The sequence below is a fragment of the Streptomyces sp. NPDC042336 genome, from assembly GCF_055581985.1.
Genome location: NZ_JBVJEA010000012.1, coordinates 90,479 through 106,404, shown reverse-complemented (window position 1 = coordinate 106,404; position 15,926 = coordinate 90,479). Strand labels below are relative to the sequence as shown.

The following is a 15,926-nucleotide window of genomic DNA, read 5'->3' as shown; positions in this document are numbered from 1 at the left end:
CCCCGGGCCACGACGCACCGGCACGAGGGCGCCTGGGCGGTCGGGAGCGTGCCCGGGCGGGGCGGTGTCACTCCAGTACGCGGGAGGCGCCGACCGGCAGGTCCCACAGCCGGTCGCGGGGCAGGCCCGCCTGTTGCCAGGCGGCGCGTACGCGGGTGAGGGGCTCCAGGACCGGTTCGGCGGACAGGACGAACGTGCCCCAGTGCATCGGCGCCATGTGGCGCGCGCCGACGTCCTGCGCGGCCCGTACCGCCTCCTCGGGGTCGCAGTGCACGTCGCTGAGCCACCAGCGGGGATCGTAGGCGCCGATGGGGAGCAGGGCGAGGTCGATGCCGGGGTAGCGGCGGCCGATACGGGCGAACCAGTGGCCGTACCCCGTGTCGCCGGCGAAGTAGACGCGCCGCCCGTCGGGGTCGGTGAGGACCCAGCCGCCCCACAGGGTGCGGCAGGTGTCGGTGAGGCTGCGCTTGGACCAGTGGTGGGCCGGGACGAAGTCGAACCGGACCCCGCCCAGCTCGGTCGCCTCCCACCAGTCCAGCTCGGTGACCCGGGTGAAGCGGCGGCGGTGGAACCAGCGGCCGAGCCCGGCGGGCACGAGGACGGGGGTGTCGCGCGGGAGCCTGCGCAGGGTGGGCGCGTCCAGGTGGTCGTAGTGGTTGTGGCTGATGACGACGGCGTCGACGCGGGGCAGGGCGCTCCAGGCGACGCCCACGGGGGTGACCCGGGGCGGGGTGCCGAGGATCCGGCGGGACCAGACCGGGTCGGTGAGCACGGTCAGGCCGCCGATCCGCACCACCCAGCTGGCGTGTCCGGCCCAGGTGACGGCGACGGTGCGCGCGTCCACGCGCGGCAGCGGGCCGGGGGCGTAGGGCAGCCGCGGGATGTCGGCGAGTCCGGCGGGGCCGGGTCTGACCGCGCCTTCGCGGGCGAATCTGGCGAAGGCCTTGAGACCGGGCAGCGGCGCGGTCAGCCGGTCGTGGAAGGTCCGCGGCCACACCCGGTGCTCGGCCGGTGGCCGGGGCTCGGCGAGCGGCGGGCGAGCGTCGGCCGCGTCGGTGTCCTCGGCGGACGCGGGGGTGCTCGTGGTCGACCGATGCTGCTGCGTCATCGAGGGGGCTCCCATCGCTGAGCGTCGCGGAGACCGTCGAAGACCGACTTCAGACCGGTCAACGCGCGTTGCACGTGTGGCAGTTCCAACGGGTCCGGGGAGGTGAGGAAGTCCGCCCGCCGTTCATCGGTGCCCGCGTCGAGCAGGGGCCCGGTGGCGAGCCGGACGCGCAGGGCGGACAACTCGTCGCCGAAGCGGTGGCCGCCGGGGGCCGGCATGCCGAGCCGGGCGCTCAGGAAGTCCTCCAGTTCCTGGGCGTCGCCGACGCCTTCGGCGCCGAGCGCGTCGCGCAGCGGGCCGAGGTCGGCGTACAGGTGGCGGCCCGCCTGCGGGGGCCGGGCGGTGGCGCCCGCGGCGACGACGGCCGCGTGCGCGGCGGCGGCCACGCGCGCGTGCAGGCGTACGGCGGCGGCCCGGCGGGCGGTGACCGGCTCGGGCTCGTCGAGGGCGTACCCGGCCGCGGCGGCGACGGGGGCCGCGACGCGAGCGCCGAGCGCGGTGAGCACGTCGAGCACGCGTGCGTGCAGGCCGTTGCCGGCGGCGGAGGCGGGGAAGCGTGCGACGGCGGCCGGCCAGGCCGGCGGGAGCAGCGCGCCCGCCAGGTCGGTGACGACGGTGACCCGTTCGGGCAGCATCTCGGCGGGGCTGAGGATCACGGTGGCGTGCGGGTCGTGCAGGGTGTCGCGCCAGGTCTCGTCGCTGACCAGGTGCAGCCCCTCGCCCGCGGCGGCCTCGACGGTCTCGTGCAGCAGCTCGGGCGGGGCGACGGTGCCGGTCGGGTCGTCGGCGACGGACAGCACGAGCAGGCGGGGATCGCCGCCCTCGGCGCGGACCCGGCGGACGGTCTCCAGCAGGGCGTACGGGTCGGGTACGCCGCCGGACTCGGCCGGTGTCGGGACGTGGAAGACGGGCCTGCCCAGCAGTCGTGCGTACGGTGCCCACCAGGCGGCGCAGGGACGGGGCACCAGCACGTCGCCGCCCAGCGCGGCGGTCAGCGCGAGCAGGAGGGCGCCCGCGCCGGGGGCCGCGGCCAGGTGAGCGGGTTCGGTGGTCAGGCCGCGCCGGTCCCAGTAACCGCTCGCCGCGTCCAGGAGGGCGGGGGCGCCGCCGGCCGGTTCCCCGCGTGAGCGGCCCGCGGCGGCGGCGAGTACGGCGGACAGTTCGGGCAGCACCGGCAGCCCGTCTTCGGGGAAGTGCGGGCCGTAGCGGACGGGACCGTGGCCCACGGCGTCCGGGCCCGCAGCGCCAGGGCCGACGGGATCGTGACCTGCGGGTCCCGTGGCCAGGCCCCCGGGGTCCGTGCGCCGCATGCGTACCTCCGCGCGGTCCGTGCCGCCTGTCCGTACCGTGCCGTGCCCTGTCCGTGCCCTGTCCGTGCCCTGTCCGTGCCCTGCCCTGTCCCCGTCGAGCCGGGGCCTGGCCGCGCGGAGGGCCCTGGCCTCCTCAGGGCCTTGGTCCCGCCGGGACCCCGATCCCGCCCGGACCCTGGTCCCGCCGAGGACCCTCGCCCGCCGGGGACTGTGATCCCCGCCCGGGACACTGGCCCCCTCAGGGCCGTCGCCCGGTGCCAGCAGGGCTCCTGTCCCGCCGGACCTGGTCCCTGTCGGGTGGTCCTGGCCCCGTCGGGGCCGGTCCCGTGCTCGCTCGCCGTTCGTTGATCGGCTCGTTCGCCGTTCGTTGGTCCCAGTACCCACCGTGCCGCCCCGCCATGGCTCCCGCTCCGGTTGCGCGCGTCACAGCCGGACCGGGGCCCGCGCGGGGTCAGCGCTCGCCGTCCTCCCCGCGCAGGCGCAGCCGGAGCCGGTGCGCGGCCGCACCGCACGCGCCCGCGATCAGCACACCACCGGCGACCAGGGCGGGCACCGAGTCGCCGAAGGTCCCGCCGGTGCCCGCCTGCACCCCGTGCTCCGCCGTCGCACCGCCGCAGGACGTGCCCTGGGGGGCGGGCTCACCGCGAGGGGCGGTGGGCGGTTCGGGGCACGCGGGCTCGGTGGGGGCGCAGGGCGTGCCGTGCGTGGAGTTCCCGGCGCGCGGGGCGGCGGTTTCCCGGCATCCCGGCTGGGCGGCACCGGCACCGGCACCGCTCTCCTCCGGCACGCTCATGGTCGCGCTCCAGGGGTCGCCTCCCTCCCCGCCCGAGGCATCCGGGCAGGCGCCGTCGACCGTCCAGTCCTCCGTGCTCCCGGCGGCACCCTCGGTCTCCGCCCAGTCCTCGGTCGCCGCCGGGCCTTCGGTGTCCGTCGTGTCCCCCGCGCTCCCCGCACTCCCCGCGCTCGGCTCGGCCGCGAAGTCCTCGGCGGTGGCTATGCGCGCGGTCCCCCGGTAGGCCGGCCCGGACGCCGTCCCCGCGTCGTCGGCCACCTTGCGCAGCTCGACGGTGCCTTCCTCGAAGGCCGCCGAGGTGGCGTCGAGGCTCGGCGGGGCGGAGCCGCCGGTCGGGCCGCACGAGACCGAGACGGTCACGGTCTCGCCGGGGGCGGCGTCCGCCGGGCTGACCTGGGCGGCTGCCTGCCCCGCGGACGGCGGGAGGGCCTCCTCGGCGGACGGCGGGGGTACGGCCGCCGGGTCGTCGGCGGACGGCGGGGCGACGGGCTCCCCCGCGCCCGCGGGGGGCGGCGGAACTCCCGGGTCGGCCGCGCCGAGCCCCGCGGAGAGACCGAGGGCGGCACTGGCCAGCACGGCGACGGACAGGGCGCGGGCGGTGCGGCGCATGGGACGGGCTCCTTCGAGCGACGGCTTGCGGGGCACTGCACTCGCGCCCCTCGGCCATCACAGCCCGCCCGGCACGCGGCCGCCCGTCACCGTGCTCCGTTCGCGCGAACGGGACGTCCGGGCGGGTGAGCCTGGGGTTTCACGCACCCGGTCCCGGTTCCCGCAGCACCTGCTCCCGCACCCGGTCGCAGCAGCGGGTGATCAGGCGGGAGACGTGCATCTGGGAGATGCCGAGCTGTTCGGCGATACGGCTCTGGGTCATGTCGTCGAAGAAGCGCATGTAGAGGATGGCGCGCTCGCGCGGTGGCAGGGCGGCCAGCCGGTCCTTGACGGCCTCGCGGTCGACGACCGTGTCGAGGGCCGGGTCGGGGGCGCCGAGCGCGTCGCCCAGCGAGTAGCCGTCCTCGCTGCCCGGGACCTCGGCGTCCAGGGACAGCGCCGTGAAGCTCTCCAGGGCCTCCAGACCGGTCCGGACGTCCTCCTCGCTCAGGTCGGCGCGCTCGGCGATCTCGGCGACGGTGGGCCTGCGGCCCGGGATGGTCTGGGACAGGTCCTGGCCGGCGAAGCGCACGCGGTTGCGCAGTTCCTGGACCCGGCGCGGCACGTGCAGGGTCCACATGTGGTCGCGGAAGTGGCGCTTGATCTCGCCGGTGATGGTGGGCACGGCGTAGCTCTCGAAGGCGTTGCCGCGCTCGGGGTCGTAGCGGTCGACGGCCTTGACGAGACCGAGGGCCGCGACCTGGCGCAGGTCCTCGAAGCTCTCGCCGCGGCTGCGGAACCGTCCCGCCAGCCGTTCGGCCATGGGCAGCCATGCCTCGACGATCCGGTCCCGGAGCGCGTCGCGCTCGGGGCCGGCGGGAAGGGTGGCGAGCCGACGGAAGGCGTCGGCGGTGTCGGGGGCGTCGTCGTGCGGGTGCTTCACACTGGCGTGGATCGGCATGGTGCGTCGCAACTCCCTCGGAGCGCGGGGGTCCCGTCGTCGCACCGGACGGCGGTCCGGTCGGCGCGGCCCGCCCTGGGCGGCCGGGGTCGGGGCGACCTCGGGCTCGTTGGGCGGACGGAGCCGGTACGACGACACGGCCCTTGGTCGGGCGGTCACCGCGGGAGGGCGTCCTGGCCTCGCGGACGCATCCGTGGCGGCGTCACGCCGCTCCCACGGACGTGCCTCCTGTCCGAAGCACTGACCTTGCGCCTGCCCCCTGTCCCCGGGGGCAAACACCCGGATTCTCAGCCCTTGCGCGGCTGCTTGAGGCGCACCATGTTGCCGGCCGGGTCGCGGAAGGCGCAGTCGCGGACTCCGTAGTGCTGGTCGACCGGTTCCTGGAGCACCTCGGCGCCCGCGGCGCGGACGTGCTCGAAGGCGGCGTCGACATCGTCGGTGGCGAGCACGATGCCGCGCAGGTGCCCCTTGGCCAGGAGTTCGGCCATCGCCTCCCGGTCGGCGGCCGACGCGTTGGGGTCGGCGAGGGGAGGTTCGAGGACGACGTCCACGTCGGGCTGCGCCGGGGAGCCGACGGTCACCCAGCGCATTCCTTCGAAACCGACGTCGTTGCGGACCTCCATGCCGAGCACGTCCCGGTAGAAGGCGAGCGCCCTGTCGTGGTCGTCGACGGCTATGAAGCACTGCGAGAGGTTGATGTCCATGCGCGTCACGCTACGGGCGGTGGCGCGGGCGCCGCTTCTCCGTTCCTGACCGGCTCTCCGTTCCCGGCCGCGTCACCCTTCCCGGCCGCGTCACCGTTCCGGACCGGCCGGGTGTGGACCTTGGCGACGCAGGCCGGGACGGCGGCGCCGTCGGTGTGGTCGCGGTCCCGGTAGGCGCTCGGGCTCTCGCCGACCAGTTCGGTGAACCGCGAGCTGAACGAACCCAGCGAGGTACAGCCGACCGCGAAGCAGACCTCGGTGACGCTCAGGTCGCCGCGCCGCAGCAGCGCCATGGCGCGCTCGATGCGGCGGGTCATCAGGTAGCTGTACGGCGTCTCCCCGTAGGCGGCGCGGAAGCTGCGGGAGAAGTGGCCCGCCGACATGAGGGCGACGCGGGCCAGCGCCGGCACGTCGAGCGGCTCGGCGTACTCGCGGTCCATCAGGTCGCGGGCCCGGCGCAGCCTGGCCAGGTCCTCCAGCGTCGTCACCCGACCACGATCCCACAGCGCCGGAGACCACCGGTAGCGGTTCCGGCGCCTTGGGCCGTCCCCACCGTCAGGAGCCGACGTAGGCGGCGAGGTGCTGGCCGGTGAGGGTGGAGCGGTCGGCGACGAGGTCGGCGGGGGTCCCTTCGAAGACGATCCGGCCGCCGTCGTGCCCGGCGCCGGGGCCGAGGTCGATGATCCAGTCGGCGTGCGCCATGACCGCCTGGTGGTGCTCGATGACGATGACCGACTTGCCGGCGTCGACGAGGCGGTCGAGCAGGCCGAGCAGCTGCTCGACGTCGGCGAGGTGCAGTCCGGTGGTGGGCTCGTCGAGGACGTACACGCCGCCCTTCTCTCCCATGTGGGTGGCCAGCTTGAGCCGCTGCCGCTCGCCGCCGGAGAGGGTGGTGAGCGGCTGGCCGAGGGTGAGGTAGCCGAGGCCGACGTCGGAGAGCCGCTGGAGGATCTTGTGCGCGGCCGGGGTGCGCGCCTCCCCGGCGCCGAAGAACTCCTCGGCCCGGTCCACCGACATGGCGAGCACCTCGCTGATGTCCCGGCCGCCGAAGCGGTACTCCAGCACCTCGCCCATGAACCGCTTGCCCTCGCAGTCCTCGCAGGGGGTGGCGACGCCGGCCATCATCGCCAGGTCGGTGTAGATGACACCGGCGCCGTTGCAGGTGGGGCAGGCGCCCTCGGAGTTGGCGCTGAACAGGGCGGGCTTCACGCCGTTGGCCTTGGCGAAGGCCTTGCGGATCGGGTCGAGCAGACCGGTGTACGTCGCCGGGTTGCTGCGCCGCGAGCCCTTGATGGGGCTCTGGTCGACCGATACGACGTCGGCGCCGGCCGGGACCGAGCCGTGGATCAGGGAACTCTTGCCGGAACCGGCCACGCCGGTGACCACGCAGAGCACGCCGAGCGGGACGTCCACGTCGACGCCCTGGAGGTTGTGCGTCCGCGCGTCGCGGATCTCCAGGGCTCCGGTGGGCTTGCGGACCGACTCCTTGAGGGAGGCCCGGTCGTCGAGATGGCGGCCGGTGACGGTGTCGGCGCCGCGCAGTTGCGCCACGGTGCCCTCGAAGCAGACGGTGCCGCCCTCCGTGCCGGCGCCGGGGCCGAGGTCGACCACGTGGTCGGCGATCGCGATCGTCTCGGGCTTGTGCTCGACGACGAGGACCGTGTTGCCCTTGTCCCGCAGCCGCAGCAGCAGGTCGTTCATGCGCTGGATGTCGTGGGGGTGCAGTCCGACGGTGGGCTCGTCGAAGACGTACGTGGTGTCGGTGAGCGAGGAGCCGAGGTGGCGGATCATCTTGACGCGCTGCGCCTCGCCGCCGGACAGGGTGCCGGCCGGCCGGTCGAGGGAGAGGTAGCCGAGGCCGATCTCGACGAAGGAGTCGAGGGTGTCCCGCAGGGCGGTGAGCAGCGGTGCCACCGACGGTTCGGCCAGCTCGCGGACCCACTCGGCCAGGTCCCGGATCTCCATCGCGCAGGCGTCGGCGATGCTGATCTTGCCGATCCGCGACGAGCGGGCGCCCTCACTGAGCCGGGTGCCCTCGCACTCGGGACAGGTGGTGAAGGTGACCGCCCGCTCCACGAAGGCCCTGATGTGCGGCTGCATCGCCTCCTTGTCCTTGGACAGGAAGGACTTCTGGATCTTCGGAATGAGGCCTTCGTAGGTGAGGTTGACGCCGTTGACCTTCACCTTGACCGGCTCGCCGTAGAGGAAGTCCCGCAGTTCCTTGTCGGTGTAGTCGCGGATCGGCTTGTCCGGGTCGACGAAGCCGGACTGGGCGTACACCTGCACCGTCCACTGGCTGTCCGACTTCCAGCCGGGGATGGTGAAGGCGTTCTCGGCGAGCGACTTGGAGTCGTCGTAGAGCTGGCTGAGGTCGATGTCGGAGACGGTGCCGCGGCCCTCGCAGTTCGTGCACATGCCGCCGGTGCGCTGGAAGGTCGCCTTCACCGCCTTCTTGTTGCCCCGCTCGACGGTGATCGCGCCGCTGGCCCGCACGGAGGCCGTGTTGAAGGAGTACGCGCTGGGCGGGCCGATGTGCGGATCGCCGAGGCGGCTGAAGAGGATGCGCAGCATCGCGTTGACGTCGGTGGCGGTGCCGACGGTGGAGCGGGGGTCGGCGCCCATCCGCTGCTGGTCCACGATGATCGCCGTCGTGAGGCCGTCCAGGACGTCCACCTCGGGCCGGGCGAGCGTCGGCATGAAGCCCTGGACGAAGGCGCTGTAGGTCTCGTTGATCAGCCGCTGCGACTCGGCGGCGATCGTGTTGAACACCAGCGAGCTCTTGCCCGAGCCGGAGACGCCGGTGAACACGGTCAGCCGGCGCTTGGGAATGTCGATGCTGACGTCCTTGAGGTTGTTCTCGCGGGCGCCGTGCACACGGATCAGGTCGTGGCTGTCGGCGACGTGCGACCCGGGCCCCTGCGTGCCCGGCCTCTTGGCGCTGCTCATCGTGTCTCCATCTGTCGGGGGCCCGGTGAAGGTGACGCCCTCACTGCCTCGGTGGTCACACGCTAGATCGGGCGCGGCTGCCCGCGCTTCTCGATTACTGATCCGCTCCCGGACCGCGGAAATCGGAACGGACCCGTCCGGAGGAATCCGTGTCGGCCCGCGGTGTCCGGGTACGCGGTCGGCACCCCTTAAGGATCTGGAGGGAGACATGCAGCGAGGCAGCGACCGGATGAGCGTCCACCGCGACGACGAGATGAAGCACGAACTGCAGGGTCTGCTCAGGTCCGGGCACCCCACCCGCAGCGAGGAGTGGAACGACCCGGAACCGGCCGCCGAGGACGATCCGGACGTCATGTACGGACCGGTGACACCGGGCCGCGGACCCACGTACCTGGAGGCCCTGCGGCTGGAGCTGGCCCGGAACCTGACCCGGGGCAGCTTCCCCGCGGGACCGCGGGAACTGACCCGCGCACTGCGCCGCGGCAACGCGCCGGACGCCCTCGTCGAGGGGCTGGACCGACTGCCGCACAAGGCGCGCTACGACAACGTCCAGGAGCTGGCGGTGGCCCTCACCGAGAGCGGCCGGTCCGGTTCGCAGGGCGCGTAGGCGCCGGAAGGGAAGACGAACTTCATGCGCATCGCATTTCTGACCGCGCCCGAGGGCGTGGAACAGGTGGAACTGACCGAGCCGTGGCGGGCGGCCAAGGACGCGGGGCACGAGCCCGTCCTCGTCTCCACGCAGTCCGGCGAGGTCCAGGGCTTCGACCACCTCGACAAGGCGGACACGTTCCCCGTCGACGAAGTGGTGGGCGACACCTCCGCCGACGCGTTCGGCGGCCTCGTGCTGCCCGGCGGGGTGGCCAACCCGGACTTCCTGCGGACCGACGAGAAGGCCGTGGCCTTCGTCAAGGACTTCTTCACGCAGGGCCGGCCGGTGGCCGCCATCTGCCACGCACCGTGGACGCTCGTCGAGGCGGACGTCGTACGCGGCCGCACCCTGACCTCGTGGCCCAGTCTGCGGACCGACCTGCGCAACGCGGGCGCCACCTGGGTCGACGAACAGGTGAAGGTCTGCGACGCGGGCGACAACGTCCTGATCACCAGCCGCAAGCCGGACGACCTGAAGGCGTTCTGCGAGACCTACCTCGCGGAGTTCGCCAAGGCGGCGGGCTGAGGCGGACAACCGGGCGACGGACGGACGGGCCACCGGCGAGGGATCGCGGGTGGCCCGTCGTCACGCTCAGCCACCGGGGGCGGCGGCCTGGCCGCAGCCGCGTTCCCGGGCGCCCTCGCGGGTGCGGCCCGGGGCCACCGGGCGCCGGGGATTGCGGCGCAGCCACTCCCCCTCCAGCCGGGCCATGCGGTCGTTGTGGGCCCGCAGCGCGTCGTTCGACCCGTACAGCAGGGTGTCGTGGCGCGTGCGGTGGATGGTCTCCAGTTCTTTCATCAGCTGCTGGTCGTCCAGGCGGCCCGGGTCCACTCCGGTCACGGTGTCGTCCCGCGTGTCGTGTTCGTTCATGCGTCCCGGGTACCCGCCCCGGAGCACTACCACCCCCGAGCGGCACCCGGGAGGGCAACCACATGGATCTCGCGTTTCTGCACCCCCTCTACGAACACCAGGGACCCTGGGCCTCCGTCTACGTCGACCTGTCCCGGAACGCGGAGGACACCGCCCACGAGCGTGAGCTGACGGCCGCCGCGGTGGCCCGGGAGCTGGCGGAGCAGGGCGCGGACGACGCCACCTGCCGCGCGGTGCGGGAGGCGGTGGACGAGTTGCGGCACGCCACCGACCCGCACGGGCGGGCGCTGTTCGCGTGCGCCGGACAGGTGGTCCTCGATCCGCCGCTGGCCCGGCCCCCGTACGGCGGGACCACCGCCGACTGGGCCCCGCTGCCGCACGTCACTCCGCTGCTCGACCTGGCCGGCGAGGACCCTGTGGGCGTGGTGGCGTACATCGACCGCAAGGGAGCCGACTTCGAGCTGCGCTCCGCGCTGGGCAGTTCCGACGCGGGCGGCGTGACCGGCAGGCAGTGGCCGGTGCACCGCACGAGCAGCGTGGACTGGTCGGAGCGCCACTTCCAGCTCCGGGTGGAGAACACCTGGGAGCACAACGCGGCGGAGATCGCGGACGCGCTCGCCGTGTGCCAGGAGGAGACGGGCGCCGACCTGCTGATCCTGGTCGGCGACGACCGGGAGCGCCGCTCGGTGCACGAGCGGCTGCCCTCGCGGCTCCAGGACCGGGTCGCCGAAGCCTCGCGCGGCGCCGGCAGCAGGCTGCTGGACGACGAGGTGGAAGGGCTGCGCGAGGACCACGTCCGTGCGCGCGCCCGGGAGGAGCTGGACCGGTTCCTGGCCGCCCGCTCGCCCGACGACGAGGGCCGGGCAGGCGCGGCGGAGGGCGTGCCCGCGCTGGTCGAGGCCGCCCGGGAGCACCGCATCGACGAGTTGCTGGTCATCCCGGACGCCCCCGACACGCACCGCGAGGTGTGGATCGGCGAGGACGCCGACCAGGTGGCGGTGCGCCGTACGGAGCTGAAGACGCTCGGCGAGCAGAACTCCTGGTCGGCCCGGGCGGACGACGCCCTGCTGCGCTCGGCGGTGATGACCGGCGCCCCCGCGATCTCGGTGACGCCGGTGCTGCCGCCGGAGACCTCCCAGAAGGCGCCGGTGGGCGGCCTGGGGGCGCTGCTGCGCTGGAAGTGATCCCCCCGTTCGTCAGCGGGCCCGCTCCACCCGCCGTTCGTCCCAGACCGGCTCCGTCGTCTCGCGCACCCGCCCGTCGCTGCCGAAGACCAGGTACCGGTCGAAGGAGCGGGCGAACCAGCGGTCGTGGGTGACCGCGAGGACCGTGCCCTCGAAGCCCTCCAGGCCCTCCTGGAGGGCTTCGGCCGATTCCAGGTCGAGGTTGTCGGTCGGCTCGTCGAGGAGCAGGGCCGTGACGCCCTGGAGTTCCAGCAGCAGGATCTGGAAGCGGGCCTGCTGGCCGCCGGAGAGCCGGTCGAAGGCCTGCTCGGCCTGCTGGGTCAGCTCGTAGCGGCGCAGCCGGGACATGGCGGCGCCCCGGTCCTGGGAGTGCTCGGTCCACAGGATGTCCAGGAGGGTGCGGCCCAGCAGCTCGGGGTGGGCGTGGGTCTGGGCGAAGTGTCCTGGCACCACGCGCGCCCCGAGCTTCCAGTTCCCGGTGTGCGTCACGTCGTCGCCGGCCATTAGCCGCAGGAAGTGCGACTTGCCGGAGCCGTTGGAGCCGAGTACGGCGACCCGTTCGCCGTAGAAGACCTCCAGGTCGAAGGGTTTCATCAGGCCGGTGAGCTCCAGCTGCTCGCAGGTGACGGCGCGGACGCCGGTGCGGCCGCCCTTCAGGCGCATCCTGATGTCCTGCTCGCGCGGCGGCTCGGGCGGCGGTCCGGCCTCCTCGAACTTGCGCAGCCGGGTCTGCGCGGCGCGGTAGCGGGACGCCATGTCGTGGCTGTTCTCCGCGGCCTGACGCAGCGACAGCACCAGCTTCTTCAGCTGCGCGTGCTTCTCGTCCCAGCGGCGGCGCAGTTCCTCGAAGCGGGCGAAGCGTTCCCGGCGGGCCTCGTGGAAGGTGGCGAAGCCGCCGCCGTGCACCCAGGCGTCGGCGCCCGCGGGTCCGGGCTCGACGGAGACGATCTTCTGGGCGGCGCGGGCGAGCAGCTCCCGGTCGTGGGAGACGAACAGCACGGTCTTGCGGGTCTCGGCGAGCCGCTCCTCCAGCCAGCGCTTGCCGGGCACGTCGAGGTAGTTGTCCGGCTCGTCGAGCAGCAGCACCTCGTCGGTGCCGCGCAGCAGCGCCTCGAGGACGAGGCGCTTCTGCTCGCCCCCGGAGAGGGTGCGCACCTGCCGCCACTGAGCCTTGTCGTACGGCATCCCGAGCGCGGCGGTGGTGCAGATGTCCCACAGGGTCTCGGCCTCGTACCCGCGCGCCTCGGCCCAGTCGGAGAGCGCCTGCGCGTAGACCAGCTGGGCGGCCTCGTCGTCCACCGTCATGAGCGCGTGCTCGGCGGCGTCGACCGCGCGGGCGGCCTCGCGGATCCTGGGCTGCGCCACGGACACCAGCAGGTCGCGCACGGTCGTCTCGTCCCGTACGGAGCCGACGAACTGGCGCATCACGCCGAGGCCGCCGGTGACGGTGACGGAGCCGCCGTGCGGCTTCAGCTCGCCGGCCAGGAGGCGCAGCAGCGTGGTCTTGCCCGCGCCGTTGGGCCCGACCAGGGCCACGACGGCCCCCTCCCCCACGCGGAAGGAGACGTCGCCGAGGAGCGGCCTCCCGTCGGGGAGGGAGTACTCCAGGTGCGCTGCTTCGAGGTGACCCATGGGGCCGGATTCTCCGGCTCCGGGCGCGCTGCGGGCAAACCGTTTTCGACCGCGCGACGGGGAACCGCGGCACGTGGGGCGCGCCACGGCAGGAAACGCCGTCCGCAGGGTAGGCGGGACCCATGAGCCCCGACGTAGACCTCACCGCCGCCACGCCCGGCCCGCACCCCTTCCGCAACGGTTTCCTGCGGCTGGACCAGCGGGCGTTCGAGGCCGTCGCCGCCCGTACCTGGCCCGGCGCCGACCCCCTGCTGCCCCGGTTGAGCCGGAGCGCCAACCACGGCGTGCTGTGGTTCGCCGCGGCGGCCGCCCTGGCCGCGTCGCGCACCCCGAGGGCGCGCCGCGCGGCCGCCCGGGGGATCGCCTCGCTCGGGCTGGCCTCGCTGGCGATCAACACCCTCGGCAAGCGCTCGGTGCGCCGGCCCCGCCCGGTACTGGACCCGGTGCCGCTGGTCCGGCAGCTGAAGCGGCAGCCGATCACGACGTCCTTCCCGTCGGGACACGCCGCCTCGGCCGCCGCGTTCGCGACCGGGGTGGCGCTGGAGTCCCCGGCGTGGGGTGCGGCGGTGGCCCCCGTGGCCGCCGCGGTCGTCCTGTCCCGGGTCTACACCGGCGTCCACTTCCCGAGCGACGTGCTGGCCGGTGCCGCGCTGGGGGCGGGGGCCGCGTTCGCCGTACGGGGCATGGTGCCGACCCGCGCCCAGCACACTCCGCCGGCCCGGCCGCGTGCCGAGGTGCCCGCGCTGTCCGGCGGCGAGGGGCTGGTCATGGTCGCCAACGTCGGCTCGGGCACCTCGGACCGGGTGCGGGCGCTGTGCGACGCGCTGCCCGACGCGGAGGTGGTGGAGTGCGAGCCGGGGGACGTCCGGGCGGAGCTGGAGAAGGCGGCCGGCCACGCCCGGGTGCTCGGTGTGTGCGGCGGCGACGGCACCGTGAACGCCGCGGCCGAGATCGCGCTCCGCCACGGGCTGCCGCTCGCGGTACTGCCGGGCGGCACGCTCAACCACTTCGCCTACGACCTGGGCGTGGAGGACGTACGGGATCTGTGCGGGGCGCTGGAGCGGGGTGAGGGGGTGCGGGTGGACGTGGGGCGGTTCGCCTCGGGCGGGCGGCGCGGCGTCTTCCTGAACACCTTCAGCCTCGGCGTGTACCCGGAGCTGGTCAACGAGCGGGAGCGCTGGTCCCCCCGGATCGGGGGCTGGCCGGCCGGGGTGCTCGCGGCCGTACGGGTACTGCGCGCCGACCGGCACCCGCTGGAGGCCGAGGTGCGCGGCCGCAGGCGCCCGCTGTGGATGCTCTTCGCGGGCAACGGCACGTACCACCGCCGGGGCATCGCCTCGGGGCGCCGGCTCGATCTGGCGGACGGGCAGCTGGACGTACGGGTGGTGCACGGGGGGCGCAGGCCGGCCCTGCGGCTGCTGTCCGCGGCCCTCGCCGGACCGCTGACCCGCTCGCCCGCGCACGCGGCGGTGCAGGTGCCCCGGCTGCGGCTGTCGGGCGTCGCGCCGGGCACGCTGATGGCGTTCGACGGTGAGCTGACCGAGACGGAGGGCGACCTGACGCTGGAGAAGCTGCCCGAGGCGCTCACGGTGTACCGGCCGCTGCCCGGCGGCGGACTCCTCTCCTGATCCGCCCCTCCCGGTCCGTCCCTCTCCCGGTACCGGTAAGTACCTCCCTCTCCCGGCTCGACTGACGTTCCGTCAGTCCATATGGCGAAACGCGTATCTCACCATGCGACTGGCGGGCGTACCGTGATCCCACTGCCGGGAGAGGGGATCCACCATGCCGAAGCCGCATGAGACCGCCGTCTACACGCACGGGCACCACGAGTCCGTGCTGCGCTCGCACACCTGGCGCACCGCCGAGAACTCCGCCGCCTATCTGCTCGACTCCCTGCGGCCCCACATGCGGGTCCTGGACATCGGCTGCGGGCCGGGCACCATCACCGCCGACCTGGCGGAACTGGTCCCGGACGGCCACGTCACCGGCGTGGACCGGTCGCCGGAGATCGTGGAGCGGGCCAGGGCCACGGCCGCCGAGCGCGGGCTGGGCAACACCGACTTCGCGGTCGCGGACGTGCACGCGCTGGACTATCCGGACGACACCTTCTGCGTGGTCCACGCCCACCAGGTGCTCCAGCACGTGGGCGACCCCGTGCGGGCCCTGCGCGAGATGAAACGGGTCGCCAAACCGAACGGGATCATCGCCGTCCGCGATTCCGACTACGGCGCCATGACCTGGTACCCCGCGTCCCCGGGCATGGACGACTGGCTGGACCTGTACCGCCGGGTGGCCCGCGCCAACGGGGGCGAGCCGGACGCCGGGCGCCGGCTGAAGGCCTGGGCGCTCGAGGCCGGGTTCACCGACATCACCTCGACCTCGGCCACGTGGACCTTCAGCACGCCCGGGGAGCGGGAGTGGTGGAGCGGCCTGTGGGCGGACCGCACCCTGGAGTCGGCGTACGCGGACCGCGCCACCGAGGGGGGCCATGCGACGCCGGAACGACTGCGCGCCGTCTCGGCGGCCTGGCGGGACTGGGGAAAGCACCCGGAAAGCTGGTTCAGCGTCCTGCACGGAGAAATTCTGTGCCGAAAAGAAGCGTGATTGATGCCTGTCCGGTGAAAATCGGGAAACCAGTACGGCAGGAGGTTCAACATCATGGTTCCGCTTTTGCTCGTACTGCTTCTCGCGATCGTCCTTTTCGGTGTCGGATTCGCGGTGAAGATTCTCTGGTGGATCGCTCTGGCGGTTCTGGTCCTGTGGCTGATCGGTTTCCTGGCCCGCGGGACGACGGCCGGCGGCGGCAGGGGCCGCTGGTACCGGTGGTGAACGACGGGTGACGAACGACAGGTGACGAGGCTGCTGCCCCGGGAGTGCTCACTCCCGTGGCAGCAGCGGTCCCAGCGGCCCGAGGTCCAGGTTCAGGTCCTCGGGCCGCAGTCCGTAGCGGTCCCGCAGTTCGGTCATGCGGTCGTCCAGGAGCATCAGGGTGAGCCCGATCCGCTCTTCCTGGTCCTCGCTCAGGTCGCCCTCGTCGACGCGGCGCAGCGCCTGGCGTTCCATGAGCTGACGCAGCAGTTCGACGACCGTCAGCACCAGCTTGACCAGGTCGCGCTCGACGGTGTCGGGTTCCAGGTCGAGGCGGCGCTTGGCGGGTTCGGGTCCGGCATGTTCGCTCACG

General features: G+C 73.8%; 16 protein-coding genes. 6 read left to right on the top strand and 10 right to left on the bottom strand.

The window, feature by feature from the left end; translation table 11 throughout:
- Positions 1-67 precede the first annotated feature (67 nt).
- The 7 genes from ACZ6IM_RS25370 to ACZ6IM_RS25340 all read right to left on the bottom strand — a co-directional run bounded on the left by ACZ6IM_RS25370 (position 68) and on the right by ACZ6IM_RS25340 (position 8,410).
- Complete coding sequence (locus ACZ6IM_RS25370) at positions 68-1,108, bottom strand: MBL fold metallo-hydrolase (RefSeq protein WP_052840517.1); 1,041 nt, start codon at positions 1,106-1,108, stop codon at positions 68-70.
- The gene (locus ACZ6IM_RS25365; protein WP_469559292.1) at positions 1,105-2,418 is read right to left on the bottom strand and encodes an aminotransferase class I/II-fold pyridoxal phosphate-dependent enzyme; all 1,314 of its coding nucleotides are present in this window, start codon (positions 2,416-2,418) and stop codon (positions 1,105-1,107) included. Before ACZ6IM_RS25365 ends, ACZ6IM_RS25370 begins: the two co-directional genes overlap by 4 nt.
- Positions 2,419-2,869: 451 nt before the next feature.
- Positions 2,870-3,820, bottom strand: coding sequence for a hypothetical protein (locus tag ACZ6IM_RS25360; protein WP_052840519.1), 951 nt, complete (start codon positions 3,818-3,820; stop codon positions 2,870-2,872).
- Between the two features lie 139 nt (positions 3,821-3,959).
- On the bottom strand, positions 3,960-4,760 hold the full coding sequence (locus tag ACZ6IM_RS25355; protein ID WP_052840520.1) for an RNA polymerase sigma factor SigF: 801 nt from the start codon (positions 4,758-4,760) through the stop codon (positions 3,960-3,962).
- A 287-nt stretch (positions 4,761-5,047) separates the two neighbouring features.
- Positions 5,048-5,464, bottom strand: coding sequence for a VOC family protein (locus tag ACZ6IM_RS25350; protein ID WP_469559287.1), 417 nt, complete (start codon positions 5,462-5,464; stop codon positions 5,048-5,050).
- A gap of 5 nt (positions 5,465-5,469) precedes the next feature.
- A complete protein-coding gene (locus ACZ6IM_RS25345) occupies positions 5,470-5,952 on the bottom strand; it encodes a helix-turn-helix transcriptional regulator (protein ID WP_052840521.1) in 483 nt (160 codons plus the stop codon).
- 67 nt (positions 5,953-6,019) lie between these two features.
- On the bottom strand, positions 6,020-8,410 hold the full coding sequence (locus tag ACZ6IM_RS25340) for an ATP-binding cassette domain-containing protein (protein ID WP_469559284.1): 2,391 nt from the start codon (positions 8,408-8,410) through the stop codon (positions 6,020-6,022).
- Between the two features lie 208 nt (positions 8,411-8,618).
- On the opposite strand from ACZ6IM_RS25340, the gene ACZ6IM_RS25335 reads away from it, so the two are divergent.
- Complete coding sequence (locus tag ACZ6IM_RS25335) at positions 8,619-9,017, top strand: DUF2795 domain-containing protein (protein ID WP_052840523.1); 399 nt, start codon at positions 8,619-8,621, stop codon at positions 9,015-9,017.
- Between the two features lie 24 nt (positions 9,018-9,041).
- Positions 9,042-9,584 carry a type 1 glutamine amidotransferase domain-containing protein gene (locus ACZ6IM_RS25330; RefSeq protein ID WP_052840524.1) on the top strand — a complete coding sequence of 181 codons (543 nt, stop codon included), beginning with the start codon at positions 9,042-9,044 and terminating at the stop codon, positions 9,582-9,584.
- 66 nt (positions 9,585-9,650) lie between these two features.
- Here ACZ6IM_RS25330 and ACZ6IM_RS25325 read toward each other — a convergent pair whose 3' ends face one another.
- Entirely contained in the window at positions 9,651-9,929 is a 279-nt protein-coding gene (locus tag ACZ6IM_RS25325; protein WP_052840525.1) for a DUF6158 family protein, read from the bottom strand.
- A gap of 62 nt (positions 9,930-9,991) precedes the next feature.
- On the opposite strand from ACZ6IM_RS25325, the gene ACZ6IM_RS25320 reads away from it, so the two are divergent.
- The gene (locus ACZ6IM_RS25320) at positions 9,992-11,113 is read left to right on the top strand and encodes a baeRF2 domain-containing protein (protein ID WP_469559280.1); all 1,122 of its coding nucleotides are present in this window, start codon (positions 9,992-9,994) and stop codon (positions 11,111-11,113) included.
- Between the two features lie 12 nt (positions 11,114-11,125).
- Here ACZ6IM_RS25320 and ACZ6IM_RS25315 read toward each other — a convergent pair whose 3' ends face one another.
- Positions 11,126-12,745: an ABC-F family ATP-binding cassette domain-containing protein gene (locus ACZ6IM_RS25315; RefSeq protein WP_052840527.1), complete on the bottom strand. Its 1,620-nt coding sequence runs from the start codon at positions 12,743-12,745 to the stop codon at positions 11,126-11,128.
- A gap of 122 nt (positions 12,746-12,867) precedes the next feature.
- Between ACZ6IM_RS25315 and ACZ6IM_RS25310 the strand changes: the two genes are divergently transcribed.
- The 3 genes from ACZ6IM_RS25310 to ACZ6IM_RS25300 all read left to right on the top strand — a co-directional run bounded on the left by ACZ6IM_RS25310 (position 12,868) and on the right by ACZ6IM_RS25300 (position 15,574).
- On the top strand, positions 12,868-14,373 hold the full coding sequence (locus ACZ6IM_RS25310; RefSeq protein WP_469559276.1) for a phosphatase PAP2 family protein: 1,506 nt from the start codon (positions 12,868-12,870) through the stop codon (positions 14,371-14,373).
- 154 nt (positions 14,374-14,527) lie between these two features.
- Positions 14,528-15,349, top strand: coding sequence for a class I SAM-dependent methyltransferase (locus ACZ6IM_RS25305; protein ID WP_469559273.1), 822 nt, complete (start codon positions 14,528-14,530; stop codon positions 15,347-15,349).
- A gap of 54 nt (positions 15,350-15,403) precedes the next feature.
- On the top strand, positions 15,404-15,574 hold the full coding sequence (locus tag ACZ6IM_RS25300) for a hydrophobic protein (protein ID WP_052840530.1): 171 nt from the start codon (positions 15,404-15,406) through the stop codon (positions 15,572-15,574).
- A 48-nt stretch (positions 15,575-15,622) separates the two neighbouring features.
- Here the strand turns inward: ACZ6IM_RS25300 and ACZ6IM_RS25295 are convergent, their stop codons facing one another.
- Positions 15,623-15,925 carry a gas vesicle protein K gene (locus ACZ6IM_RS25295; RefSeq protein WP_052840531.1) on the bottom strand — a complete coding sequence of 101 codons (303 nt, stop codon included), beginning with the start codon at positions 15,923-15,925 and terminating at the stop codon, positions 15,623-15,625.
- Position 15,926: the final 1 nt, after the last annotated feature.

Excerpts from the sequence above, each read along its gene's own strand:
- ACZ6IM_RS25370 (WP_052840517.1), bottom strand. The coding sequence starts at position 1,108 with ATGACGCAGCAGCATCGGTCGACCACGAGCACCCCCGCGTCCGCCGAG.
- ACZ6IM_RS25365 (WP_469559292.1), bottom strand. The coding sequence starts at position 2,418 with ATGCGGCGCACGGACCCCGGGGGCCTGGCCACGGGACCCGCAGGTCAC.
- ACZ6IM_RS25360 (WP_052840519.1), bottom strand. The coding sequence starts at position 3,820 with ATGCGCCGCACCGCCCGCGCCCTGTCCGTCGCCGTGCTGGCCAGTGCC.
- ACZ6IM_RS25355 (WP_052840520.1), bottom strand. The coding sequence starts at position 4,760 with ATGCCGATCCACGCCAGTGTGAAGCACCCGCACGACGACGCCCCCGAC.
- ACZ6IM_RS25350 (WP_469559287.1), bottom strand. The coding sequence starts at position 5,464 with ATGGACATCAACCTCTCGCAGTGCTTCATAGCCGTCGACGACCACGAC.
- ACZ6IM_RS25340 (WP_469559284.1), bottom strand. The coding sequence starts at position 8,410 with ATGAGCAGCGCCAAGAGGCCGGGCACGCAGGGGCCCGGGTCGCACGTC.
- ACZ6IM_RS25335 (WP_052840523.1), top strand. The coding sequence starts at position 8,619 with ATGCAGCGAGGCAGCGACCGGATGAGCGTCCACCGCGACGACGAGATG.
- ACZ6IM_RS25330 (WP_052840524.1), top strand. The coding sequence starts at position 9,042 with ATGCGCATCGCATTTCTGACCGCGCCCGAGGGCGTGGAACAGGTGGAA.
- ACZ6IM_RS25325 (WP_052840525.1), bottom strand. The coding sequence starts at position 9,929 with ATGAACGAACACGACACGCGGGACGACACCGTGACCGGAGTGGACCCG.
- ACZ6IM_RS25320 (WP_469559280.1), top strand. The coding sequence starts at position 9,992 with ATGGATCTCGCGTTTCTGCACCCCCTCTACGAACACCAGGGACCCTGG.
- ACZ6IM_RS25315 (WP_052840527.1), bottom strand. The coding sequence starts at position 12,745 with ATGGGTCACCTCGAAGCAGCGCACCTGGAGTACTCCCTCCCCGACGGG.
- ACZ6IM_RS25310 (WP_469559276.1), top strand. The coding sequence starts at position 12,868 with ATGAGCCCCGACGTAGACCTCACCGCCGCCACGCCCGGCCCGCACCCC.
- ACZ6IM_RS25305 (WP_469559273.1), top strand. The coding sequence starts at position 14,528 with ATGCCGAAGCCGCATGAGACCGCCGTCTACACGCACGGGCACCACGAG.
- ACZ6IM_RS25300 (WP_052840530.1), top strand. The coding sequence starts at position 15,404 with ATGGTTCCGCTTTTGCTCGTACTGCTTCTCGCGATCGTCCTTTTCGGT.